Below are 23,172 nucleotides of genomic sequence, written 5' to 3' on the forward strand. Positions count from 1 at the left end.
GGATTTAGATGAAGCGATCAATGTTGAAAACAGTCATCCTCAGCCTTATCGCACTTTTCGTTATAGTTCCAACTGCGTCAGCGGACAATTCAGTCTCACGAATAGATGGTGGGAGTCGATATGCTGTAGCGGTGAATGTAGCGAAAAAAGGTTGGGGAACTGCTAGTACAGTAGTGTTAGTAGGGAAAACAGCATATGCAAATGCAACTGCTGGAATTCCACTTGCTTACCAAAAAAATGCACCAGTTCTTTATACAAACAGCGATAGTCTTTCGGCTGATACGAAAAAAGGATTAACGTCATTAAAAACAAAGACTGTCATCGTTTTAGGAAGCACATCTAGTGTGTCTAACAACGTCGTCAATCAATTAAAGAAAATGGGCATCTCAACACAACGTATTTCAGGAAAAAACCGATATGAGTTATCGGCAAATATCGCCAAAAAAATGAAAACCCCTGCAGGTGTAGTGATCGTTGAAGGTTCATTTTATGCACATGGGATCGCCATTGCACCTGTGGCTGCCCAAAAAGGATTTCCGATCCTATATACAGATAAAAAGGGACTTCGTTCTGAAATCGCTTCTGTAGCAAAAGCAAGCAATGTGAAACAAACGATTGTGGTAGGCGGAGAGAATCATGTCACAAAAGCAGCTTACAATCAGTTGAAATCTCCAACGCGAATTAAAGGCTCTACCCGTTATGACGTGGCTGCGAATATTGTCAAGAAGTATAATATGAGTACGAATAATACCTATGTATCAAGAGGATTTGGCTATGCCACTTCATCTTCTGCAGCAGGGATTGCAGCAAAACAAAACAAAGCACTTCTTCTTACAAATGAGAAGACTTTACCAAAAGTAACAAGATCGACGATTAGTAGCAAGAAAATCACAAAATTCACTGTAGTAGGCAGTACAAATACAGTGACTCCAACCGTCGTATCTCAATTGAAAAACCCTGTAGTCGGAAAAAAAGTCTTCATTGACCCAGGTCACGGTGCACAAGATTCAGGTGCTGTTGGATATGGATTATATGAAAAGAATTTGAACTTAGATGTTGCGAAGCGCCTGAATACTAAGCTGAAAAATGCTGGTGCCATCACAACGATGTCTAGAACTTCAGATACATTTGACAGTCTCCAAACACGTGTGAACAAGGGTGCGAATGCAAAAGCAGATATCTTTATTAGTGTCCATGCAAACTCAAACGATAACAGCAGTGCAAATGGAACAGAAACGTATTATGACAAAACATATGCGGCTGCAAACAGTTTGAAGCTGGCGCAAAACATTCAGCCAAAAATGGTCAGTGCGCTCGGCACGAGAGACCGCGGTGTAAAAACCGCTGGCTTCTATGTCATCAAATATTCTAAGATGCCGAGTGTCTTGCTCGAAACAGGTTTTGTTTCCAGCCCTGTTGATTCAAATATTTTGAAATCCGCCACCTATAAAGATAAATTAGCGGCTGCTATTTCAAGCGGCGTTTCAGGCTACTTTAGATAAGAAAAAATGAGGAGTGCCTGAGATACTCCTCTTAGGCTGTTCGAGAAAGTCTCTCGGCAGCTTTTTTTGTAAAGTGTTCATTGAAGTTGGTTCTAAGGTCTGAAGGGTCCATTCTAAGGAGGGTGACTTCATGCGTTTTGAAATCAAATGGCTCTTACTTACTGTCATCGTGTTATGCTTGTATACACCACCTGTATTTGCTCAAAATACGGCGATAAGAATTGATGGGAACAATCGTTATGAAGTGGCGGTGAATACAGCGAAAAAAGGCTGGTCTACTGCTTCTACAGTTCTTCTTGTAGGGAAAGATGCATACGCAGATGCAGTAAGTGCTGTCCCTTTTGCCTATCAACAAGATGCCCCCGTCCTATTAACGAATGCCGGCAGTCTTTCAGGAGCCACTAGGACAGGCCTTCAGCAATTGAAAACGAACCGTGTCATCATACTTGGCGGAACAGCGAGTGTTTCTGAGAAAGTTGTGACGCAGCTAAAAGCCATGAATCTATCAGTATCACGTATTACTGGAAAGAATCGCTATGATTTGGCTCTTCACATTGCAAAGCGAATGAAAAGTGCTGATGGAGCTGTCATCGTTAACGGTTCTGCCTATGCAGATGCAGTGGCGATTGCACCATATGCAGCAAAACAAGGATATCCCATTTTATTAACAGATGAGCAAGGGCTTCGTCATGAAACGGCAAATTTATTAAAAAATAGAGCGGTGAAACGAACCATTGTGATCGGTGGGGAATCCAGTGTCAACAAAACGGCCTATGGTCAACTTCCTTCGCCAACAAGAATCAGCGGAGCCAATCGCTATGAGGTTGCAGCTCGAATAGCTAAGACATATCCACTGAAGACAAGTCATACGTATATGAGTAATGGCTATGCCTATGCGGATGCCGCAGCCGCTGCAAGCATTGCGGCCAAGCAGGGGCAAACGCTTCTTCTCACGAACGATCAAACGGTGCCAAACGCAACAAGAAGTATCATAGGGGCTAAAAAGATATCGACATTTCATGTGTTAGGTGGTACATCAACAGTTAGCACAAATGTCATCTCACAGCTAAAAAATCCAGTTTTAGGTCAAACGATTTTCATCGATCCAGGTCATGGTGCACAGGATGCTGGGGCGATAGGGAATGGTTTGCTCGAAAAAAACGTCAATTTAGAAGTAGGATTAAAACTACAAACGAAGTTAAATCAAGCTGGTGCTCTTACTGCCATGTCAAGAACATCTGATACATTTGATTCTCTTCAAACACGTGTGAAAAAGGGAGCGAATGCCAATGCAGATGTGTTCATTAGCATTCATGCAAATGCGAACGATAACAGCAGTGCGAATGGAACAGAAACGTATTATGATACCTCATACGCCGCAACAGACAGCTTAAAGCTAGCGCAGAGAATTCAACCAAGGATGGTCAATGCACTTGGCACAAAAGATCGAGGCGTAAAAACAGCAGGTTTCTATGTTATTAAATATTCCAGAATGCCAAGTGTATTGCTGGAGACTGGCTTTGTCACAAGTCCAATTGACGCCAACGTGTTAAAATCCTCGACGAACAAATTACAGCTGGCATCTGGAATTGCGAATGGCGTATCAACTTATTTTGGGTCAAAATGAAAATGGTGCTTCGTATGTCAAGTTAAAATTATATTTCATTTCAGGTTATTTTTGTTATAATTGAAACATAAGGTGGATTTTTTACATGTTTACCTGCCATCGACAGCAAATCGACAAATCATGAAGAGGTGACAATATTGAAAAAATTAATCACGATGCCGTTTCTTATTTTGCTTCTAGGTGTACTGCTTACAGCATGCGGCACAACAAATCAATCAAACGACAGTACTACTAACCGCAGCAAAAAAGAAACATCTGAAGCCACTGATCAGAAGGAAAAAAACGGATCAGATCAAACAAATGAAGAGAAGTCAGCTAATGAAAAAGCAGACGATCAAAGCAAAGAGACGACTGCTCAAACGGAAGACCAATCAGGTCAATCCAATGACGACTCAAAAGAAAGCTCAAGTAAAGAAATCAAGAAAGAAGAAACAACCAACAATCAATCAAAATCAGAGTCTAAAACGAAAAAAGAATCCACAACAAATAAGAAAAATGAAGTCACCAAGGAAGGCACATATGTCGGTTTGGCTGATGGACATACAATTGCAGTGAACATTAACGGGAAAGAAGTAGCCATTCAATTTGGCAATACTTTCTCTAAACAAGTGAATAACTTAAAAGAGGAATCAAAAGTGAAAGTCACGTATACAAAAGATGCAAACGGAACACTTAGACTGAAAACAATAGAATCAGTGAAGGCAAAATAAAAAAAGTACCTTGGAATGGGAAACGGGACTGCCCGCATAAAGTGAGACAAACATAAAAAGCCTATAGCAACCAGTGCGCTCAGATACAATACCGGAGCGCACTGGTTTCATTTTTTTATCGTGATAATAGAATTGAATGTCTTTTCAATGAGCTTGTCCTTCAACCTGTTCCTTTAATTCATCTTGTTCTCCCTCCAGACTTTTAAGCGTTGTCTTAAGGTATCCAATAAAAGGATTGTCTGCCTTTGTATTTTTTCCTCTTTGATCTTCAAAAGACTTGCCCTCACGGTATGTTTTCACCCATTTTTTGAGCTGGGCTGAACTTCGAACACCTAATTCTTCAGATAACGTGTGATAGCTTTTATTTCCTTCTAAATACAGTTTGACAGCCTTCATTTTAAATTCTTTCGTATCGTACTGAAACTGTTGTTCTTTTTGCGCCATGAAAAACCCCCTCCACCTATCCGTGTATCCAAGAGTTTTTCCATTGTCTAAGTAAGAGAGAATCATACTAGAATTGCGGGTCTTTTTTACGTACAAAAGGGCATAATTTTGATATACGTGCACATTCTTAACACACTTTTACAAGACTTAACAACGCATTTACATTTGCTTAATGTTGCTCTGATAAACTGACTTTCATAGAACATCTCTTTACACAACAACTATTTGAATGGTGAGGTGCAGGTCAGTGAGCGCAGAAAAAGCGATGAATCTTTACAGAGAATTTGAAGTGAGACGAAATCACTCTTTTGCCTTAACAGAACATATGGTTCGCTATTTATTTGCAAAGCGTTTCATAGATTTAGTTTTCTCGTTCATCGGATTGATTTTGAGTACGCCAATCATTTTGCTTTTCGCCCTTTTAATTAAGTTAGAAACACCAGGGCCAGCCTTTTATATGCAGGAAAGGGTCGGGAAAGACGGTGTTTACTTTAAATTATGGAAGCTTAGATCAATGAGAACCGATGCAGAAAGCGGTGGGGCGAAATGGGCACAAAAAAATGATCCACGTATCACAAAAATTGGAGCCTTCATTCGAAAAACAAGAATTGATGAGCTACCACAATTTATCAACGTGTTAAAAGGAGAAATGAGTATTGTCGGGCCAAGACCGGAAAGACCTATGTTTACCGCAGAATTTAATCGAACCATTCCAGGTTTTACAAAAAGGCTGGCGGTCAAGCCAGGTCTGACAGGTCTTGCGCAGGTAAATGGAGGATATGAAATGAGTCCAAGTGAAAAATTATCATACGACTTACAGTATATTCAAAACTTGACATTTTCTCTCGACACGAAGATTATGGTAAAAACGTTAAAAGTCATTATGACTGGAGACGGAGCCAGATAAGTAAAGTAGGGAAGAGAAATGGCAAGTATAAAAAATCGCATGTTAAGTGGTGCGAAATGGACAAGCTTGTCCGCGGTGATCATTACCCTCATCCAAATCGGACAGTTCGCCTTTTTAGGAAATGTGATGTCGCTCAAAGAATTTGGACTCGTTGGCATGATCACAACTGTCACAATATTTACGCAGATTTTACTTGACTTAGGAATCGGAGCGGCGATTATCCAAAAGGAACAAGCAACTGATCGCCAGTTATCTACATTATATTGGATGAACTTATTAACAGGGGTCGTATTGTTTTGTCTACTCATCCTTGTAAGCCCGATCATTGCCGCCTTTTATTCTCGACATGAACTAGAAGGTCTACTCAAACTATTATCTATTATGTTTCTGATTGCGCCAATCGGTCAGCAATATCAGTACATGCTGCAAAAAGACTTAGCGTTTAAGACATTAAGTACAATTGAAACCTTTGCGAATCTTTTATCGCTAGTTGTTTTGCTCGTGCTTGCCTTTTTAATCAATCCAATCGTCGCTTATGTCATGTCTCAAGTGGTTTTGCAATCAGGAAAAGGTCTATTATATGCAGCGGCTTATTGGAAAAAGTGGCATCCATCACCGGTCTTTGCATTAGGGGAAGTGAAAGAATTTTTCTCGTTCGGTGCCTTTCAGTTGGCGTCTAGACTTGTCAATCGAGCAGGCTCTAACATTGACATGATTTTAATTGGCCGGTTTCTTGGGGCAGAGGCGTTAGGTATTTATAGCTTGGCTTATCAAATTGTGACGATACCCGTGCTGAAAATTAATCCGATTGTGACGAGAGTGGCATTTCCTGTGTTTTCAAAAAGTCAGCGTGACCACTCGGTGCTACGTGAAGGTTTTCTGAGTATGACGAATATGCTAGCACTCATTAGTTTTCCATTATTAATCGGTCTTGTTGCCGTATCAGATAGCTTTATAGAAGTCGTGTTTGGAGAGAGATGGCTAGTGGCTGTTCCTGTCCTAAATATTTTATGTATCGTAGGTCTTCTTCGTGTGTTGATGAATCCAAACGGTTCCATTCTTCTTGCAAAGGGAAGGGCGGATTTAGCCTTTTATTGGGATACGGGTATGCTCATTGTATATGGATGTGCGTTATATGCAGGAGTAAGGTCAGGCAATCTAGTCACAGTGGCATGGATTTATTCAGGTGTCAGCTTACTGAATTTTCTTGTTGGGAGGTGGCTCATGGCCCATGTCATCCAGCTTGAATTGAAGGTGTACATGAAATCGCTCATAAAGCCTACTGTGATGACGCTATTAATGGCTGTATGTGCATTTGCTGTTCATCAAGGGTTAAAGCTGACTCTTGCAAATAGCCTAATTCAATTAATACTGACCGTTTTTTTAAGCGCTGCTTTATATAGCCTGCTGTTTTTAAAAATGTATCCACGGATTGCAGGCAAACTATTGAGAAGAGGTCGTTCGTCATGAAGGTTCTATGGCTGACAAGTGTATATCCAAGTGAGAGGAATCCGAGTGAGGGTGTATTTCACGAAACACAAGTGCAGGAGCTTCTCAAGCAAGGAATAGAAGTGACAGTCATTTGTCCCAATCCAGTGAATCCGCCCATTTTAAGGATGCTAAAGGCATCCTATCGCCAGAAAAGAGAAGTGCCAGAACAGGAATTGAGAGGTGGCGTGACCGTTTACAGACCACCGTATACAGCATTGCCTGGTCAACTGAAATGGGCTCAGCCGAGTAAACGAATAGCGGCTGCTGTACTTCATACGATTCAGCGTCATCAGCTATCTCCTGATTTCATACACGCGCACTTTTCCATGCCGTCAGGAGGAGCTGCCGCTGTCATTCAAGAGGAGACACAAATCCCATATGTTCTTACCTTGCATGGCAGTGATGTTAACGTGTATCCGCATTATAGCAAAGGGGCTTTCAAAGCCTTTGAGACAGCGGTGAAACAGGCATCTGCTGTATTCACAGTGAGTCAGGAGCTTGCAGAAAAGACAAAGGAAATGACGAAGGTGGACGCTCAATTCCTTCCACTTGGTATCTCGCTCAAGTCATTTTCCGATAAGCGAGAGAAGAAAGAAGAAATAAGGAGGCAGTTAGGTTTGCCTCTTCACGACAAACTGGTGGTGTTTGTTGGCCGCTTAGTCAAAGAAAAAGGGCTATTTGAACTAGCTGATGCTGTCAGTGGGATGAGTGGTGTGAAGGCGGTCTTTGTGGGAAAGGGTCCAATTGCAAAGGAACTGACTGAACGGGCAGGTTCATCCATTTTGCTTCCCGGACAAGTGCCGAATGAAAAGGTGAAGGATTACTTAATGGCAGCCGATCTATTGGCTCTTCCTTCCTACAGTGAGGGAATGCCGACAGTTGTGCTTGAGGCGCTAGCCTTAAAAGTGCCTGTCATTGCAACAAGAGTTGGTGGTCTCACATCATTATTTTCCACATATCAACACCTGCTCATTGAGCCGCGTTCAACGAGTCAGCTAAAAGAGGCCATTCATGCCTACCTTTATGAAAATAAATGGACTGAGCAAGTGAAGAACGATCTGTATCAAATCGTTCATACGCAATACTCATCATCACAAAATGTCCAGCACCTCATTGAACAATATCAAGATGTGCTGAATCGATCAATATCCATTGTTTAAACATGATGAATTGTGCAAAGACTAATAGATAAACAGTTTGGAACGGTCAATATGCTTTTACTGAGAGGATGAAGAATGTTGAAGAAAATTGCTGTGATTGGAACAGGATATGTCGGATTAGTATCGGGTACATGTTTTGCTGATATAGGAAATCGCGTCATATGCTGTGACATAGATGAAACGAAAATCAACAGCCTTAAAAGTGGTATCGTTCCGATTTATGAGCCGGGCTTAAAGGAATTAATTGAGAAGAATACGGAAGAAGGCAAACTGTGCTTTACTACAGATATTCCAGCTGCGATTCGAGAATCAGAGATTATCTATATTGCAGTCGGAACACCAATGACAGCACAGGGGGAAGCTGATTTAACTTTTGTGAAAACGGTCGCTCAAACAGTTGGTGAACACCTAAATGGTTACAAAGTGATTGTCAATAAAAGTACAGTACCTGTTGGAACAGGGCGTCTTGTCAAAGCCATCGTAGAAAAGGCATCACGTAGTAAATATCCTTTTGATGTTGTATCAAATCCAGAGTTCCTTCGTGAGGGCTCTGCGATTCGTGACACAATGAATATGGAGCGGGCAGTCATCGGATCTACGAGCACTCATGCATCGAATATCATTAAAAAATTGCATGAACCATTTCAAACCGAGATAGTTGAAACCAATTTAGAAAGCGCAGAGATGATCAAATATGCCGCAAATGCCATGCTCGCGACGAAAATCTCGTTCATCAATGACATCGCAAACATTTGTGAGCGAGTAGGTGCAGACGTTGAAAAAGTCAGCGAAGGTGTTGGATTAGACAGTCGCATCGGGCATAAATTTTTAAAGGCAGGCATTGGCTTTGGGGGTTCTTGCTTCCCGAAAGACACAATGGCTCTTCTCAAAATAGCAGAGACAGCGGGCTATCGGTTCAAGCTGATAGAATCCGTTATCGAAACAAATAACAACCAAAGAGCACACCTTGTCAGCAAACTAATGAGTGTGTTCGGTGATATTAAAGGAAAAACCATTTCCGTATTAGGGCTCGCATTTAAACCAAATACAAACGATATACGATCAGCTCCGGCATTAGATATTATCCCAATGCTGAGAGAGCTTGGTGCTTTTGTGAAAGCCTATGATCCGATTGCTTATGTGGAAGCCGAAAGAGAGCTTGGTCCGCAGGCAGTCTTTAGCAACGATCTCTATGAAACAGTCAAAGATACAGATGCTTGTCTCATCTTAACGGAATGGGATGAAGTGAAAAAGATGGATAAAGAGCAAATCAAGCAACTTCTTCGATCACCAATTTTAATTGACGGAAGGAATTTGTTTGAACCAGCAGAAATGAAAGAAAGAGGATTTATTTACCAGTCTATTGGCCGCCCAGGCGTATGGGAAGCAGAATTGGTATCTAAGGCACAATAATAGGGGGAGCTTGGATGAAGAAAGTATTGGTTACTGGGGGCAGCGGATTTATTGGTTCACATACGGTTGAGACATTAATAGAAAAAGGTTACGAGCCCATCGTGCTTGATAACTTTTCAACAGGATCTCAGCAAAACATTGCACATCTTCCCGTTCAATGCATTGAGGCAGATATAACAAATCCTGAAACGATAGATGTGATAAAACAAATGGCCCCGGATTATATCATTCACCTTGCAGCACAAGTAAGTGTAGCAGTATCAGTGGAAGATTTCGTATATGACGAGGGAGTCAACATAAAAGGCTCTCTTCACGTCATAAAAGCAGCTGCTGAAATAGGTGTCGAGAAAGTGGTGTTCGCCTCATCGGCAGCTGTCTATGGAGATCCTCTTTATCTTCCAGTTGATACAGCCCATCGATTGCAGCCAAGTTCGCCCTACGGTTTATCAAAGTTAACGGTTGAACGATACTTAGAAATGGCGAAATCGCTCTATGATGTAGATTATTGTATTTTGCGATACAGCAATGTGTACGGTCCGCGCCAAGATGCTCTTGGCGAAGGCGGTGTTGTCTCTATTTTTGCTGACAAGTTTGCAAAACATGAGGCGCCATACATTTTTGGAGACGGGGAACAAACAAGAGATTTTATTTATGTAGGTGATCTCGCAGCAGCAAATGTAGCGGCTTTAACAGCCAAATCAAACGTTTGTTTAAATATCTCATGTGGTCATTCCATCACAGTAAATGAGCTGTTTCAAACGATGAAGCGTGTAACGAGATCTCATCTTGAACCGATTTACAAGCCACAGCGTGCGGGAGATATTGTGCACAGTACATTGGCGAATGAGGAAACAAAACAAGTCTTAGCATGGGAGCCTGTCGTTTCTTTACAAGAAGGTTTGGCTCGTACCATCTCCTACTATGAACAGGAAGTAAAGGCTTAATCCCTCAAATCGGATGGATGGCTTAGGAGGGAAACAGGTATGAGTGTGAAACAAACAGCATGGCAAATCATGATTGGATGTATTCTTTTAGTTGCAGGGATATGGCTTGTACAAACAGCATCTATGCAGCCCATTGGGTTAAAGAAGATGATGGCAATTCCTATTCTACTTGTCATATTGGCGATAGTTGCTGTCTTGATCAAACGATACATGAATGGTGAACAAATATGGATGTCAGCCATTTATCTTCTCATTGCATTCACCTTTCTCAATAATGCATTCTTTTCAATAAGTGTCGGTTTCTTTAGTCTTTTTCTTTATCGCATGATGCTCATCTTAGTCTTTGCCTTATTTATTTGGCGGATGAGAGAGAAGGGGACATACATATCGCAGTGGCAGAATATTCGAGTGAAAGGTATTCTCGGGTTTTTCGCTGCATGGTTTCTTTATGGGCTCCTCTCACTGCTGTGGGCTCATTCAGTCACAGATGGCTTAAAGTATATGTCTCTTTTAGCAATGGGGATGGGCTTTGTCTTTATCGTTGTCATGTACATCCAACGTATGGATCAGCTCGTGACATTTTATACCATCTGGCTAATGATGACAGTATTTGTCATGGGGATCGGGTTCTATAACCACTTTACCTTAAACCATTTGCCGAATACATCATTGTATCTTGGCCCAGTGTATAAACAGCACTATCCCACATCCGTTTTCTTTAATCAAAATGACTTTGCGACGTTTTTATCTATCAGTTTTTTCTTATATTTTGCCTGCATGCGTCAAATGAAAAACGGATATGTCAAAGCATTTGGTTTATTGGGTGCGATCTCAGCTCTTTATCTCATTTTATTAACCGAATCACGTGCCAGCTTACTGGGAGTATTTGCGGGAGTTGCTGTCTATGTGTGGCTACTCATGCCGCGCCTTTTGAAAAAGTGGTCTCTCGTGGCACTATGCGGACTCGGTGTGGTCTTTATCGCTGTCTTTTCAGCCAAGATTTATTCCGTCTTTTATGATTTGTTTCTTGCTTCACAAGTGGCACATTCTTTTAGTGAACCACTCCCGTCCAACATCGCTAGAGCGAATTTAATTAAAAATGCATGGCATTTCTTCGCAAATTCATATGGCTTCGGGGTAGGTGCGGGAAATGTTTCGTATTACTTAGCCCACTTTTCGATCTTTGATACAGATCAAGTCGTTGAAGTGCACAATTGGCTGTTAGAGATCATGACGAACTTCGGATTTGCGATGATGCTTGGCTATATCTCAGTGTACGCCTATCTCATGGTGACACTTTACAAACAATACCAAATGGCAGATACAAGATCAGCAAAAATGATCATTGAAGGTTTATTTGCTGCCATGCTTAGTTTTCTTGTATCAAGTATCAGTCCAAGTTCCGTCTCGAATCTATATTTTCACTGGGTGTTTTTAGGGCTCGTGATTGCAGCGGTGAATATGTTGAAAAATAAACAGCGTTTAAGGTATTGGTAAAATATGTGTGATGAACGGCTTGTATGGCAACACTAGAAAAAAGGCAAATACGCAAATGTTGGGAGAATGAACATGTCTGGTTTCATTTTAAGAGTAGGTAAGCGAATCAGAAAGCACATCGTATGGATGATTTTGCTGCCTGTGTTATTAGCAGCTTTTGGTTTCTTTTTCGCAAAAGGGACACTGGAACAGTCGAGTTATACCGCATCTGTCACTCTTACACTTGGTAAATACGACGATGCAGTGTATAACAACATGGAAGAAGTGATGTCTCTATTAAAAAGCGATGCGTTTCTCAAACAAGCACTCGGTGATGTAAAAGAAGAGGAAAGGCAAGATGTGAAAAGCCGCCTCATACTCACCAATCAATCAGATACTCAATTACAACTATCGTTTACAGATGCCGAATATGATCGTGCGCTTGCTGTTGTGAAGCAGATGTCTGATACGTTTTTAAAACAAGACAAAATCTTATTTACAAAAAGACAGCAAGTCATTGAAAAAAGATTATCCGCTCTTGAAGATGAGCCTGTCAGTAATGACTCCAAGGTAGATAAAGAACGATTCTTATATGAATTGGAGTCTACGAAGCTCGGAATGAAACAGGCAAAGATTGTCGACCCAGCTCAGTTACTTGATGAAGGCAACAAGGGCATGTCAGCGAAAAAGCGTGCATTGCTTGGACTTGTCATCGGCTTTAGCATCTCATTGTTGTTTGCTGTATTACCCGAATTGTTCAAAGAATCTTAATGATGAAGAACTGGAGATGAGTCTTAGGTGAACAAACAACCGTTAGTATCAATCATTACACCGGCGTATAATGCGGAACGTTATTTAACGGAAACAGTTCATTCCGTCCTTGCTCAAACCTATTCAAATTGGGAGATGATCATTGCTGATGACTGTTCAACAGATGGAACAAGGAAGCTTTTAGAGGAATTAAGTCAAATGGATGACAGAATCAACGTCATTTATTTAGAGGAAAATGGCGGGGCCGCCATTGCTAGAAATGCAGCAATCAAGCAGGCAAAAGGACGCTTTATCGCCTTTTTAGACAGCGATGATAAATGGAAAAAGACGAAACTCGAGAAACAAGTAAACTTTATGCTGTCAAATGGTCATGCATTCACATTCACAGCGTATGACGTCATTGCAGAAAATGGAGAACCATTACAAAAAACAGTCACTGCACCTAGCCAGTTGAATTACAATGAAGCGTTGAAAAATACAATTATCGGTTGTTTGACTGTGATGCTGGATCGTGAACAAGTGGGTCTTATTGAAATGCCGAACATTCGAACAAGACAAGATTTGGCGACATGGCTGTCTATTTTAAAAAGAGGGTTTACGGCTTATGGAATGAGTGAACCGCTAAGTGAATATCGCATTGTTGGAAACTCAATCTCTAGTAACAAATGGAAAGCAGCTAAAAAAACTTGGTTTGTCTACAGAGAAATTGAGCAACTTCATTTTGTCAAAGCGTCTTGGTGTTTTATGCACTATGCCACTAATGCGGTGAAGAAGCGCTTATAAACAAAGAAAAAAGGTGATGAAGGTGAAAGCAGACTCGATCATACATGTTATCGTAGCGACAGGAGAATGGGGACAGGATGGTCTGAGATATAGGCGGCATCGCTTAGCAGAATTTCTAGCTTCTGATCCAGAAACAAAAGAAGTCATTTGGGTATGTCCGTCTAAAGCCCGGCATACAGAATCCTTTCAACCCATAACAGATCGAATGAAGCAATTCACGATCTCTGATGTGCTCAAGAGCAAACTTTTTCGTTTCGGTCGATATCAAGATATATTTTATATTCATAAACTTTCCCCTCTTCTCGATCACTTGAGACAGGAGGAAAAAAAGGGAGTATCTGTTTGTCTATGGTATACCTTCCCTGGCTTTCCGCTCTTATCTTCATTATTTGAATGGAAACATATTGTGTACGATTGTAGTGATCTTTGGGGAGAGCCAATTAGTGGCAAAAACAACATCCTGTCTTATATGAGACAGCGTGTCATTGTGAAAGCAGAGAATCGAATTATTAAATATGCGCACAGCATTACATGCTCTTCGCAGTATTTACATGATCAAATCAAAAAGCGGCTGATGGGCGAACCGAAAGATGTGTTCACGGTAGAAAATGGTGTGGAGTACGATGTATTTGCTAAAAATAATCTACCTAGTAAAGAAGATGTGTTAGAGGGAAGAAAAGGAACGGTTCTTGGCTTTATCGGAGGAATTAAGCCGAAGCTCGATTTTGAATTGATTGAGCAAGCTGCACACATGCAGCCAGATTGGACATTTTTATTTGTCGGTCCGGATGGAACAAATGGAGATCCATCTTTTCGGCATGCGCTCAAATTGCCCAATGTCATTTGGACAGGGGCTGTTGCTCCAGAAGAAGTGCCTGCCTATATGCAACTGATTGATGTAGGCATGATGCCGTATAAACAGTCTCCTTATAATAAAGCTGTTTTTCCGTTAAAACTATATGAATTTTTAGCTGCAGGAATACCTGTTGTCGGTTTAAATCTTCCGTCAACGGAAAGGCTAAAAGAAAATGATGTGTATGAATATTTAGATGGCGAAGATCCTGCTGCCTTTGTAGAAGCCTGCCTGAAAGTGATCAGCAAAAAAGACGATATAACCTATCGACATCTAAGACAAAGCCGAGCAAAGAAAAAAGATTGGCATGCGCTGTTCACAAACATGGTGGAATTAACGAATATTAAAGAAAACGCATAATTCCATTCAGGGATTGTGCGTTTTTATTTGTTCCTTCTTCATGGGAGGAGCTTGTGATCATCCTATATTCAATTGTATAATGAAAAGAGCGGCCAATATACAAAATACAGATTTCAATTTAGAAGGAGACTGAACTATGGATTACGAACGCGCCTTATTAGCGTTTTTTGTCTCTCTAGCTACAGTTTTAATTGTGACACCAATCGTCAAAAAGTTTGCAATTAAGATTGGTGCAGTGGACCAGCCGAATAAACGAAAAGTTCATGATAAAGTGATGCCTAGAATGGGTGGTTTGGCAATTTTTATTGGAGTAGTGGCTGGATCATTAGCAGGCGGGCTGTTTCTACATAATAAAATTACAGCTATTTCAGTTGGTGCCGTACTCATCGTCATTTTAGGTATATTTGATGATAAATATAATTTAAGTGCAAAATTCAAATTTTTAGTACAAGTACTCGTTGCTTGTTTGATTGTAAGCACGGGTTTAAAAATGGACTTTTTCTCTGTTCCTTTTTTAACAGACAGACTAGAGCTAGGGTGGATGGCGTATCCTCTGACTGTGTTATGGATTGTCGGTATTACAAATGCGATTAATTTAATTGACGGTTTGGATGGACTTGCTGCCGGTATTTCCGTTATCGGTTTAACGACCATTGCAGTAATGGCATTTTCTGCTGACAAAGTACTGATCCTTTCCTTATCACTTGTTGTCATTGGCAGTACAATTGGTTTTCTTTTTTATAATTTTCATCCTGCAAAGATTTTTATGGGGGATACAGGTTCGTTATTTTTAGGGTATATGATTTCAGTGCTGTCGCTTTTAGGTTTATACAAAAGTGTCACTTTATTTAGTGTTGTTGTTCCTGTGATTATTTTAGGTGTGCCGATTTTTGATACAACCTTTGCGATCATTAGAAGAATATTGAATAAACAGCCGATTTCGGCCCCTGATAAATCTCACATTCATCACAGACTGATGGCTTTTGGTTTGTCTCATCGAATGGCTGTCATTGTGATTTACATGATTGGCTTGGTCTTCAGCATAAGTGCGATTCTGCTATCAAGTGCCACCATTTGGTTGTCGCTGATTATCATTTTTTTACTTGTCATGTTTATGCAAGTGATTGCAGAAATCACTGGTTTGGTCAACGAAGAGTTCAAACCTTTTACGAAATTTTATAAACGCATGGTCAAAAGAAACTAAAAAAACAGCCCGTTTCATAGGAAGCGGGCTGTTTCATCATTGTGTCGATGAATTTGTACGAGAAGTCGTTGAATCCGTTGTTCCTGTTTCACCAAAAGAATCAGTCTGTGAATTTGTTTCAGTTGATGGTTCAGCAGGCAGCTTCAAATGGGCTCTTAACTCATTTTGCACTTTGGCCAAATTGGTTTGATCTGGCTCAAAGAAGTACGTTCGATTTGGTCCTAAATAAAGGTCAGTTCCTTTAATTGAGAGTGTTTCTGTGTCGTCTCCTTTGAAACCACTGTAGATTTGCTGAAGAGCAAGTCCCTCTGTGATACGGAAGTTGGTTGTGATATGATCGCTCACTTCTTTTGCGATATTATCCACATTAGCAATGTTATTTGGCTTCGACATTTGATCGATCATTGCACGTAAAATTTGTTTCTGACGATCGTTACGCCCGAAATCACCACGTGGGTCCTGTTTTCTCATACGAGCGTAAGCCAGTGCTTCTTCCCCGTTTAAATGCATCATTCCTTTTTTAAAATAAATCTTTTTTGATTTTTTGACGTCACTTTTTTCATTGAAGTCAAATGGAACATCTACATTAATTCCTCCAACCTCATCAATGACATCTTTGAAGCCGTCAAAATCCACGGTTGCATATTTGTCGATTGGAATATGCAAGAATTGTTCGACAGTTTCAATCGTTTCGTCTTTTCCACCTTTAGCGAAGGCTGCATTGATCTTTACTTTCTTTCCTGTTGGGTCACTTGCAAGCTGTACCCGTGTATCACGAGGAATACTGACCATCTTCATGGTTTTATCCTGAGGGTTGATTGTTGCAACTATGAGTGAATCTGAACGACCATGTTCGTTGTTTGTAGCATAATCCTCAATTCCAACAAATAGAACAGAAAAAGGTTTTTTCTTAATATCAATAACAGCGTCACGGAGCTTAGATTTTTCACCGCGATTTAGTTCATCATATGTTTTGTCAGCAGCTTGAAGTGTATTGACGATTTTATATACTGCAAATCCGCCTAGGCAGATGAAAAGAAGCAAAAATAAAACCAAAATACGTTTGAAAATCCTTTTTTTCTTGCTCTTTTTCTTTCGTACGCGCACTCTTACTCGTTGTGCCATTCATCTGTCTCCTTTATCGAACCAATGTCCTTTTCTAAATAAGTAAGTTCGCCTTCCTTTGTAACACTCTTTCCATTTGTAAGCTCTGTCATCCATTCAATAAAATAATTTGTTTGCGGTTCTTCTACATAAGTCTCGAAAATAACGTCTTTTGCATAATGTATCTCTTTTAGCTGAAAAGATGAGGCTCTAAGCTCATTCTCTACCTTTCCTAGCCATGTATAATCTATTGTTGTGTGCATTGTACGCATTAAACAACGCTCAACAATACCGACGTGATTTAATGCTTCAGATACAGATTTTCCGTATGCGCGGATCAAGCCGCCGGCACCTAGTTTAATACCGCCGAAATAACGAGTCACAACAACGACTGTATCTTTAAGCTTACGTTTTTTTAACACCTCAAGCATTGGCACACCGGCAGTACCGCTTGGTTCACCATCATCATTTGCCTTTTGAATCATGTCATTTTCACCAATGAGATAAGCTGAACAATTATGTGTGGCATTCCAATGTTGTTTTTTAATGGACTGTATAAATGCTTGTGCTTCTTCTTCTGAGACAGCACGTTGTATATGACAAATAAAACGTGATTTTTCAATGACGATCTCATGCTCGCCACGACTTTTTACTGTAAGATAGCGATTCAGCAAAAGACATACCCTCCTGACTAGTAAATTGTAAGTCTAGAGAAAATTTGCATTGGTTTTAGAATTTTACAGCGTATTTTGTTATGATGAAGGGAGCGAAAAAAGGGTTGTCATAAAAACTTCATGATTTATACGCATTCTTTCATTATAATTCGACATAAAATGCAGATCAATGACATTTATAATAAAAAAAGATGACATCACTGTTACGGGAGGGAAAATCCATGACAACAGCAAAAATGGATCCGAAACTGTTGGATTCAATCATCATGAAAATGCTAAGTACAGTGGATGACAGCAAGGACGAAGTATTTAGAATAGGCGAGCAGTCCCGTCAGCAATATGAAAGCCTAGTAGAAGAGCTCAAGCAAATCAAGCAGCAAGTGAACGAAGTGATCGACTTTGGGGATAAACTAGAAGTCCATACGAGGCATGCCAGAAACCGTTTATCTGAGGTCAGCAGGAATTTCAACAAATTCAGCGAAGATGAAATTAGAGAAGCTTACGAAAAAGCACATAATCTTCAAGTAGAACTCACCATGATACAGCAGCGTGAAAAACAGTTAAGAGAAAGAAGAGACGATCTTGAAAGACGATTATTAAGCTTACAAGACGTTATCGAACGCTCTGAAACACTTGTCAGTCAAATCACTGTCGTTCTCAACTATCTCAATCAAGATTTGCGTCAAGTGGGCGTTTTGCTTGAAGATGCCCAAGCAAAACAAGATTTTGGTCTAAGAATTATTGAAGCCCAAGAAGAAGAACGCAAAAGAGTCTCAAGGGAAATTCATGACGGTCCTGCACAAATGCTTGCAAACGTGATGATGCGTTCTGAATTAATAGAACGGATTTTTAGAGACCGCGGTACAGAGGAAGGCTTTAAGGAAATTAGAAGTCTTAGACAAAATGTTCGAAATGCACTGTACGAAGTGAGAAGAATCATTTATGATTTAAGACCGATGGCTCTAGATGATTTAGGTCTCATTCCAACATTAAGAAAATACTTAAACACAATTGAAGAGTATGATGGGAAAACAAAGATTACATTCCAATGCATTGGTGATACAGAAAGTGAACGAATTCCTTCTCAATTCGAGGTGGCACTTTTTAGACTAGCTCAAGAAGCTGTAACAAATTCTTTAAAACACTCTGAGGCAGAGGAAATCTCTGTAAAAGTAGAAGTAACGAAAGACTTTGCCACATTAATTATCAAAGACGATGGAAAAGGTTTTGATATGAAAGATGTCAAAACGAACAAAAACAAATCGTTTGGTTTACTTGGCATGAAAGAACGCGTAGACTTACTAGAAGGTAAAATGACGATTGACTCAAAAATAGGTCTAGGGACATTCATCATGATTAGAGTGCCATTAACATTACAAAATAAAATTGTAAAATAGAGCCAAAAGACATATTGACCATAAAGATCAGGTGTAGAACAATAAACATGGGGAGGCGTAGCTTGTGACTAAAGTAAATATTGTAATTATCGATGACCACCAATTATTCCGTGAAGGTGTCAAACGGATTTTAGATTTTGAACCGACTTTTGAAGTAGTTGCAGAAGGAGACGATGGTGACGAAGCTGCACGTATCGTAGAGCATTATCATCCGGATGTAGTCATTATGGACATTAATATGCCGAATGTAAATGGAGTAGAGGCTACAAAGCAGCTAGTTGAGCTTTATCCCGAATCAAAAGTCATTATTCTATCTATTCATGACGATGAAAACTATGTAACACATGCATTAAAAACAGGGGCAAGAGGCTACCTGTTAAAAGAAATGGATGCAGATACACTCATTGAAGCTGTTAAAGTAGTAGCTGACGGAGGTTCTTATTTACATCCGAAAGTAACTCATAATCTAGTAAATGAATTCCGGCGCTTGGCAACTAGTGGTGTTTCCGCACATCCTCAGCATGAGGTATATCCGGAGATTCGTAGACCATTGCACATCTTAACAAGACGTGAATGTGAAGTACTCCAAATGTTAGCTGATGGTAAGAGCAACAGAGGAATCGGTGAATCGCTCTTTATTAGTGAGAAAACAGTGAAAAATCACGTGAGTAACATTTTACAAAAGATGAATGTAAATGACCGTACACAAGCTGTTGTAGTGGCTATTAAAAACGGCTGGGTAGAAATGAGATAATATTCCGGACAAGCACTCCTTTTTCGACTGTTTCGGTTTTCTCACGTCGTTTAATTGTGAGAAGGTATTTGCGATACAAGGAGTCTTTTGCGGAGAAAATGGCTTGCCTATTGATTAGGCAAGCTTTTTTGATTACTATTATAAATCTAATGAAAACCAAAGGTGTTTTTTTAAAATTGGAAAACAGTAACGGATAAGGAAGGTATTTAAGAATGAAAATAGCCGTTGTAACAGACAGTACTGCTTATATACCGCAAGAACTACGTGACGCACATCAAATACATATGATTCCCCTTCATGTTATCTTTGGTAGCGAATCGTATCGAGAAGAAATAGAGATGGACTGGAAGACGTATTATGAAGAAGTAAAAAAACATAAAGATCTTCCCACAACCTCTCAGCCCGCTTTTGGTGAATTAGTAGACTTATATGAAAAGCTGAGTAAGACTTACGATGCTGTCATTAGTATCCATCTTTCAAGCGCAATCAGCGGAACCTATCATAGTGCAGTCGCAGCGAACGATATGGTTGAAGGGATTGACATTTACCCTTTTGATTCGGAAACCAGCTGCATGGTTCAGGGCTTTTATGCATTAGAAGCGGCTGAAAAAATTCAAGAAGGAGCTTTCCCCGAAGAGGTCATTGCACACTTAAATCAACTGAAAGAAAATGAACGAGCTTATTTTATGGTAGACGACTTAACTCATTTGCAAAGAGGCGGCAGACTAAATGGTGCGCAAGCCTTTATTGGAAGTCTCTTAAAGGTAAAGCCTATTCTTCATTTTGACAATAAGCGAATTGTACCTTTTGAAAAGATTCGTACACGTAAAAAAGCCATTTTGCGTATTTTGGAATTATTTGATGAAGATGCAAGTCGTGGAGTCCCTATGAGAGCAGCAATTATCCATGCAAATAGAGATGAAGAAGCAGATGAATTGGTTGCGCATTTATCAGCGAAATATCCTCATGTAGAATTTTATAAAAGCTACTTTGGTGCTGTTATTGGTACTCATCTAGGCGAAGGATCAATTGGTCTTGGCTGGGTAATAAGGTAGATTTAAAAATCCTCTTTTCTATTAGAAAAGGGGATTTGTTTTTCCATTTTTGTAGTTGGACGAAAGGGCAAGTCTTCGTACATAATAGGCAAACATCAATTGAAAGGTGTTTGTTTGAAATGAATATGAGTAAAGCAATGGAACTTAGACAGCAACTACAATCGAGACATCTGCTTACTTTTGAATGTCGCTGCTCACAGCTCAGTCTTGATTGGCTGGAGGAACAGGGCTTAATAAAATGGACTCCCGCTATTGAGATTGGGTCGAACGGTTTTAGATGTTGCCGGTGCGGTGTGTCAAATAAGCGATATTTTGCCTTCTCACCATGTGAAAATTGTAAAAAAGAATGTGTGTACTGCAGATCATGTATCATGATGGGAAAAGCAACAGAATGCAATGTTCTTTATGAATGGGTTGGTCCGAATTGTGATGAAACATTCCAAGCAACATTAACATGGAAAGGAGAGTTGTCTAAAGGGCAAAGAAGAGCATCTGAAAAGATCATTGAAGCAATAAAAAGCAGGTCTGACTTATTAGTTTGGGCTGTTTGTGGAGCAGGGAAAACAGAGGTTCTTTTTCATGGGATTGAGTATGCGTTAAATATAGGTCGGCGAGTATGTATCGCAACGCCGAGAACAGATGTTGTACTTGAACTCGAACCGCGGATTAGAACAGTATTTCAAGGATTGAATATCGCTGTGCTTTATGGTGGGAGTCCTGAGAGATTTCAATTAGCGCCACTTATGATCACTACAACACATCAGCTTCTTAGATACAAGGATGCTTTTGATGTCATAATCATAGATGAAGTTGATGCATTTCCTTATTCAATAGATGAGCGTCTCCAGTTTGCTGTAAAAAAGGCCATTCGTGAAAAAGGGGTCAAGATATATTTAAGTGCCACACCATCCCGAAACATGAAAAGAGACGTTTCTAATGGACAATTAGAAGCTGTGAAGATTCCTCTTCGTTTCCATCAACAACCTTTGCCTGTCCCGTCTTTTAAATGGATAGGGCAGTGGAAAAAGAAGATAAAAAAGAAGCAGTTGCCGTCTGTTGTGACGAAGTGGATACAACATCATATCAAAGAAAAGAGAAGAATTTTACTTTTTGTTCCTTCGATCGCCATGATGAAGGAGGCAACGATTATTCTTCTAGGGCTTCACTTAAATGTAGAGGGTGTTTCTGCTGACGATCAAGATAGAAAATTAAAAGTCAAACGATTTAGAGAGTATGCATACGATGTACTTGTTACAACGACTATTCTGGAAAGAGGTGTGACCATTCAAAATGTTCAGGTGGGTGTATTAGGTGCAGAATCTGCTATTTTTACAGAAAGTGCACTTGTTCAAATTGCTGGAAGAGCAGGTAGGCATCCTCAATATTCTAAGGGAGATGTTTCTTTTTTTCATTTTGGTGTAACGAGAAATATGAAACAAGCTAAGAAGCATATTGTACAAATGAATCAAACGGCTATGAGCGAGTTATCTGAAAAAAAGTGTGGGATCAACTAAATCATGGTACTTTATATTCACAATACACAAATGGTAGGAGAGAGAGATATGCTTTTCAATGCAAAAGAAATACGACTAAAAGAATCACTCTATCAATATCTCAACCAATTAAATATGATTTGTCATTGTGAAAAATGTCTAGAAGATGTATTAGCCATTTCATTAAATCAAGTAAAACCACAATATATAACAGACATAGACAAGATATCTTACAGTAAATCGGAGATGGTGGATAAACAAAAAAATACAACTATACTGGCCATTCTTATAGGAGCGGTCTCAAAAGTAACAGCTTATCCGAGATGCGCCATTCAACGAGCGGCGAATAGGGAGAGATTAATTGATTTGTCCAATCTGTGACGGGCATTTTGTAACTGCTTTTACATGGAAATCTTTACTGCTATCAGATCAAGACTGTATATGTCTGGCATGTATAAATCATCTGGAGAAGATTCATGGTCCTATTTGTCCCAAATGCGGAAGAGCACAGACAAGTGATCAATTATGCCAAGATTGTATCCGTTGGAATGAAAGAGCTGATTCTACTGAAGTTCTTGTGAAAAATAGGTCTGTTTATGCTTATAACGATTTTATGAAAGACATTCTGGCTCGTTTCAAATTTCGAGGTGATACTGCTTTAGCTGAGCTGTTTAAGCAAGATGTTCAAGCAGCATTTAAGCGCTCGTTTTCAATGAAAGACCATTTACTAATTCCAATTCCTTTAAGTAAAGAGAGATTAAAGGAAAGAGGATTCAATCAATCTGTTGTGCTGGCTTCCTTACTTGGTGCGCCTATGACTCAGCCACTCGTTAAGAGTCATCAAAGTAAGCAGTCTAAGAAGAGTAAGAATGAACGTTTATATCAAACTGGGTTATTTCGTTTGGAGCAACCGGATACGATAGTTAGAAGGAATGTTATATTAATTGATGACATCTATACAACGGGTGCTACAATCTATGATGCGGCAAGAATTTTAAAAAATTCAGGTGCGAAAAGTGTTTCCTCTTTTACGTTTATTCGCAGTTAAAA

22 protein-coding genes are annotated in these 23,172 nt (G+C 39.9%); 19 read left to right on the forward strand and 3 right to left on the reverse strand.

The genetic code is table 11. The features are described 5' to 3' along the window. Positions 1-8 precede the first annotated feature (8 nt). The 3 genes from ACIQCE_RS06930 (at position 9) to ACIQCE_RS06940 (ending at position 3,839) form a co-directional block, all read left to right on the forward strand. Complete coding sequence (locus ACIQCE_RS06930; protein ID WP_400494145.1) at positions 9-1,502, forward strand: N-acetylmuramoyl-L-alanine amidase; 1,494 nt, start codon at positions 9-11, stop codon at positions 1,500-1,502. A 130-nt stretch (positions 1,503-1,632) separates the two neighbouring features. Beyond that, the gene (locus ACIQCE_RS06935) at positions 1,633-3,129 is read left to right on the forward strand and encodes an N-acetylmuramoyl-L-alanine amidase (RefSeq protein WP_400494147.1); all 1,497 of its coding nucleotides are present in this window, start codon (positions 1,633-1,635) and stop codon (positions 3,127-3,129) included. A gap of 128 nt (positions 3,130-3,257) precedes the next feature. Then, positions 3,258-3,839 (forward strand): hypothetical protein, encoded by a 582-nt coding sequence (locus tag ACIQCE_RS06940; protein ID WP_400494149.1) that lies wholly within the window; start codon positions 3,258-3,260, stop codon positions 3,837-3,839. Between the two features lie 144 nt (positions 3,840-3,983). On the opposite strand, the gene ACIQCE_RS06945 is transcribed toward ACIQCE_RS06940, so the two are convergent. Then, on the reverse strand, positions 3,984-4,283 hold the full coding sequence (locus tag ACIQCE_RS06945) for a transposase (protein ID WP_400494150.1): 300 nt from the start codon (positions 4,281-4,283) through the stop codon (positions 3,984-3,986). 247 nt (positions 4,284-4,530) lie between these two features. On the opposite strand from ACIQCE_RS06945, the gene ACIQCE_RS06950 reads away from it, so the two are divergent. The 10 genes from ACIQCE_RS06950 to ACIQCE_RS06995 all read left to right on the forward strand — a co-directional run bounded on the left by ACIQCE_RS06950 (position 4,531) and on the right by ACIQCE_RS06995 (position 15,645). Next, complete coding sequence (locus ACIQCE_RS06950; protein WP_353854421.1) at positions 4,531-5,190, forward strand: sugar transferase; 660 nt, start codon at positions 4,531-4,533, stop codon at positions 5,188-5,190. An 18-nt stretch (positions 5,191-5,208) separates the two neighbouring features. Further along, positions 5,209-6,660 (forward strand): teichuronic acid biosynthesis protein TuaB, encoded by a 1,452-nt coding sequence (gene tuaB / locus ACIQCE_RS06955; protein WP_400494151.1) that lies wholly within the window; start codon positions 5,209-5,211, stop codon positions 6,658-6,660. Next, entirely contained in the window at positions 6,657-7,841 is a 1,185-nt protein-coding gene (tuaC, locus tag ACIQCE_RS06960) for a teichuronic acid biosynthesis protein TuaC (protein ID WP_400494152.1), read from the forward strand. Before tuaB ends, tuaC begins: the two co-directional genes overlap by 4 nt. 75 nt (positions 7,842-7,916) lie before the next feature. Next, on the forward strand, positions 7,917-9,254 hold the full coding sequence (tuaD, locus tag ACIQCE_RS06965; RefSeq protein ID WP_400494153.1) for a UDP-glucose 6-dehydrogenase TuaD: 1,338 nt from the start codon (positions 7,917-7,919) through the stop codon (positions 9,252-9,254). Between the two features lie 14 nt (positions 9,255-9,268). After that, the gene (locus ACIQCE_RS06970) at positions 9,269-10,198 is read left to right on the forward strand and encodes an NAD-dependent epimerase/dehydratase family protein (RefSeq protein ID WP_400494154.1); all 930 of its coding nucleotides are present in this window, start codon (positions 9,269-9,271) and stop codon (positions 10,196-10,198) included. 39 nt (positions 10,199-10,237) lie between these two features. Beyond that, positions 10,238-11,695: a teichuronic acid biosynthesis protein TuaE gene (gene tuaE, locus ACIQCE_RS06975; protein WP_400494155.1), complete on the forward strand. Its 1,458-nt coding sequence runs from the start codon at positions 10,238-10,240 to the stop codon at positions 11,693-11,695. A gap of 72 nt (positions 11,696-11,767) precedes the next feature. Beyond that, positions 11,768-12,445 carry a teichuronic acid biosynthesis protein TuaF gene (tuaF, locus tag ACIQCE_RS06980; protein WP_400494156.1) on the forward strand — a complete coding sequence of 226 codons (678 nt, stop codon included), beginning with the start codon at positions 11,768-11,770 and terminating at the stop codon, positions 12,443-12,445. Positions 12,446-12,472: 27 nt separating this feature from the next. After that, a complete protein-coding gene (tuaG, locus tag ACIQCE_RS06985; protein ID WP_353854428.1) occupies positions 12,473-13,228 on the forward strand; it encodes a teichuronic acid biosynthesis protein TuaG in 756 nt (251 codons plus the stop codon). A 16-nt stretch (positions 13,229-13,244) separates the two neighbouring features. Beyond that, a complete protein-coding gene (tuaH, locus tag ACIQCE_RS06990) occupies positions 13,245-14,441 on the forward strand; it encodes a teichuronic acid biosynthesis protein TuaH (RefSeq protein WP_400494157.1) in 1,197 nt (398 codons plus the stop codon). A gap of 136 nt (positions 14,442-14,577) precedes the next feature. After that, positions 14,578-15,645, forward strand: a complete 1,068-nt coding sequence (locus tag ACIQCE_RS06995; protein ID WP_400494158.1) for a glycosyltransferase family 4 protein — start codon at positions 14,578-14,580, stop codon at positions 15,643-15,645. A gap of 36 nt (positions 15,646-15,681) precedes the next feature. On the opposite strand, the gene ACIQCE_RS07000 is transcribed toward ACIQCE_RS06995, so the two are convergent. Continuing rightward, on the reverse strand, positions 15,682-16,770 hold the full coding sequence (locus tag ACIQCE_RS07000) for an LCP family protein (RefSeq protein ID WP_400494160.1): 1,089 nt from the start codon (positions 16,768-16,770) through the stop codon (positions 15,682-15,684). After that, positions 16,755-17,423 (reverse strand): YigZ family protein, encoded by a 669-nt coding sequence (locus ACIQCE_RS07005; RefSeq protein WP_400494161.1) that lies wholly within the window; start codon positions 17,421-17,423, stop codon positions 16,755-16,757. The genes ACIQCE_RS07000 and ACIQCE_RS07005 overlap by 16 nt, the downstream gene beginning before the upstream one ends. Positions 17,424-17,644: 221 nt before the next feature. Between ACIQCE_RS07005 and degS the strand changes: the two genes are divergently transcribed. The 6 genes from degS (at position 17,645) to ACIQCE_RS07035 (ending at position 23,170) form a co-directional block, all read left to right on the forward strand. After that, positions 17,645-18,820 carry a two-component sensor histidine kinase DegS gene (degS, locus tag ACIQCE_RS07010; protein WP_353854433.1) on the forward strand — a complete coding sequence of 392 codons (1,176 nt, stop codon included), beginning with the start codon at positions 17,645-17,647 and terminating at the stop codon, positions 18,818-18,820. 64 nt (positions 18,821-18,884) lie between these two features. Then, positions 18,885-19,574: a two-component system response regulator DegU gene (gene degU, locus ACIQCE_RS07015; RefSeq protein WP_008348273.1), complete on the forward strand. Its 690-nt coding sequence runs from the start codon at positions 18,885-18,887 to the stop codon at positions 19,572-19,574. 212 nt (positions 19,575-19,786) lie between these two features. After that, a complete protein-coding gene (locus ACIQCE_RS07020; protein WP_400494162.1) occupies positions 19,787-20,629 on the forward strand; it encodes a DegV family protein in 843 nt (280 codons plus the stop codon). A gap of 119 nt (positions 20,630-20,748) precedes the next feature. After that, entirely contained in the window at positions 20,749-22,143 is a 1,395-nt protein-coding gene (locus ACIQCE_RS07025; RefSeq protein WP_400494163.1) for an ATP-dependent helicase ComFA, read from the forward strand. A 48-nt stretch (positions 22,144-22,191) separates the two neighbouring features. Then, positions 22,192-22,503 carry a late competence development ComFB family protein gene (locus ACIQCE_RS07030; protein WP_400494165.1) on the forward strand — a complete coding sequence of 104 codons (312 nt, stop codon included), beginning with the start codon at positions 22,192-22,194 and terminating at the stop codon, positions 22,501-22,503. Further along, positions 22,484-23,170: a ComFC family protein gene (locus ACIQCE_RS07035; RefSeq protein WP_400494166.1), complete on the forward strand. Its 687-nt coding sequence runs from the start codon at positions 22,484-22,486 to the stop codon at positions 23,168-23,170. The genes ACIQCE_RS07030 and ACIQCE_RS07035 overlap by 20 nt, the downstream gene beginning before the upstream one ends. The last annotated feature ends 2 nt before the right edge of the window (positions 23,171-23,172 follow it).

It is taken from the genome of Bacillus sp. NPDC093026, assembly GCF_044754665.1.
Classification (GTDB): Bacteria; Bacillota; Bacilli; order Bacillales; family Bacillaceae; genus Bacillus; species Bacillus maqinnsis.

Excerpts from the sequence above, each read along its gene's own strand:
- ACIQCE_RS07000 (WP_400494160.1), bottom strand. The coding sequence starts at position 16,770 with ATGGCACAACGAGTAAGAGTGCGCGTACGAAAGAAAAAGAGCAAGAAA.
- ACIQCE_RS06935 (WP_400494147.1), top strand. The coding sequence starts at position 1,633 with ATGCGTTTTGAAATCAAATGGCTCTTACTTACTGTCATCGTGTTATGC.
- ACIQCE_RS06995 (WP_400494158.1), top strand. The coding sequence starts at position 14,578 with ATGGATTACGAACGCGCCTTATTAGCGTTTTTTGTCTCTCTAGCTACA.
- ACIQCE_RS07020 (WP_400494162.1), top strand. The coding sequence starts at position 19,787 with ATGAAAATAGCCGTTGTAACAGACAGTACTGCTTATATACCGCAAGAA.
- tuaE (WP_400494155.1), top strand. The coding sequence starts at position 10,238 with ATGAGTGTGAAACAAACAGCATGGCAAATCATGATTGGATGTATTCTT.
- degS (WP_353854433.1), top strand. The coding sequence starts at position 17,645 with ATGACAACAGCAAAAATGGATCCGAAACTGTTGGATTCAATCATCATG.
- tuaC (WP_400494152.1), top strand. The coding sequence starts at position 6,657 with ATGAAGGTTCTATGGCTGACAAGTGTATATCCAAGTGAGAGGAATCCG.
- ACIQCE_RS07030 (WP_400494165.1), top strand. The coding sequence starts at position 22,192 with ATGCTTTTCAATGCAAAAGAAATACGACTAAAAGAATCACTCTATCAA.
- ACIQCE_RS07025 (WP_400494163.1), top strand. The coding sequence starts at position 20,749 with ATGAATATGAGTAAAGCAATGGAACTTAGACAGCAACTACAATCGAGA.
- tuaF (WP_400494156.1), top strand. The coding sequence starts at position 11,768 with ATGTCTGGTTTCATTTTAAGAGTAGGTAAGCGAATCAGAAAGCACATC.
- tuaH (WP_400494157.1), top strand. The coding sequence starts at position 13,245 with ATGAAGGTGAAAGCAGACTCGATCATACATGTTATCGTAGCGACAGGA.
- ACIQCE_RS06945 (WP_400494150.1), bottom strand. The coding sequence starts at position 4,283 with ATGGCGCAAAAAGAACAACAGTTTCAGTACGATACGAAAGAATTTAAA.
- ACIQCE_RS06930 (WP_400494145.1), top strand. The coding sequence starts at position 9 with ATGAAGCGATCAATGTTGAAAACAGTCATCCTCAGCCTTATCGCACTT.
- tuaD (WP_400494153.1), top strand. The coding sequence starts at position 7,917 with ATGTTGAAGAAAATTGCTGTGATTGGAACAGGATATGTCGGATTAGTA.
- tuaB (WP_400494151.1), top strand. The coding sequence starts at position 5,209 with ATGGCAAGTATAAAAAATCGCATGTTAAGTGGTGCGAAATGGACAAGC.
- ACIQCE_RS06970 (WP_400494154.1), top strand. The coding sequence starts at position 9,269 with ATGAAGAAAGTATTGGTTACTGGGGGCAGCGGATTTATTGGTTCACAT.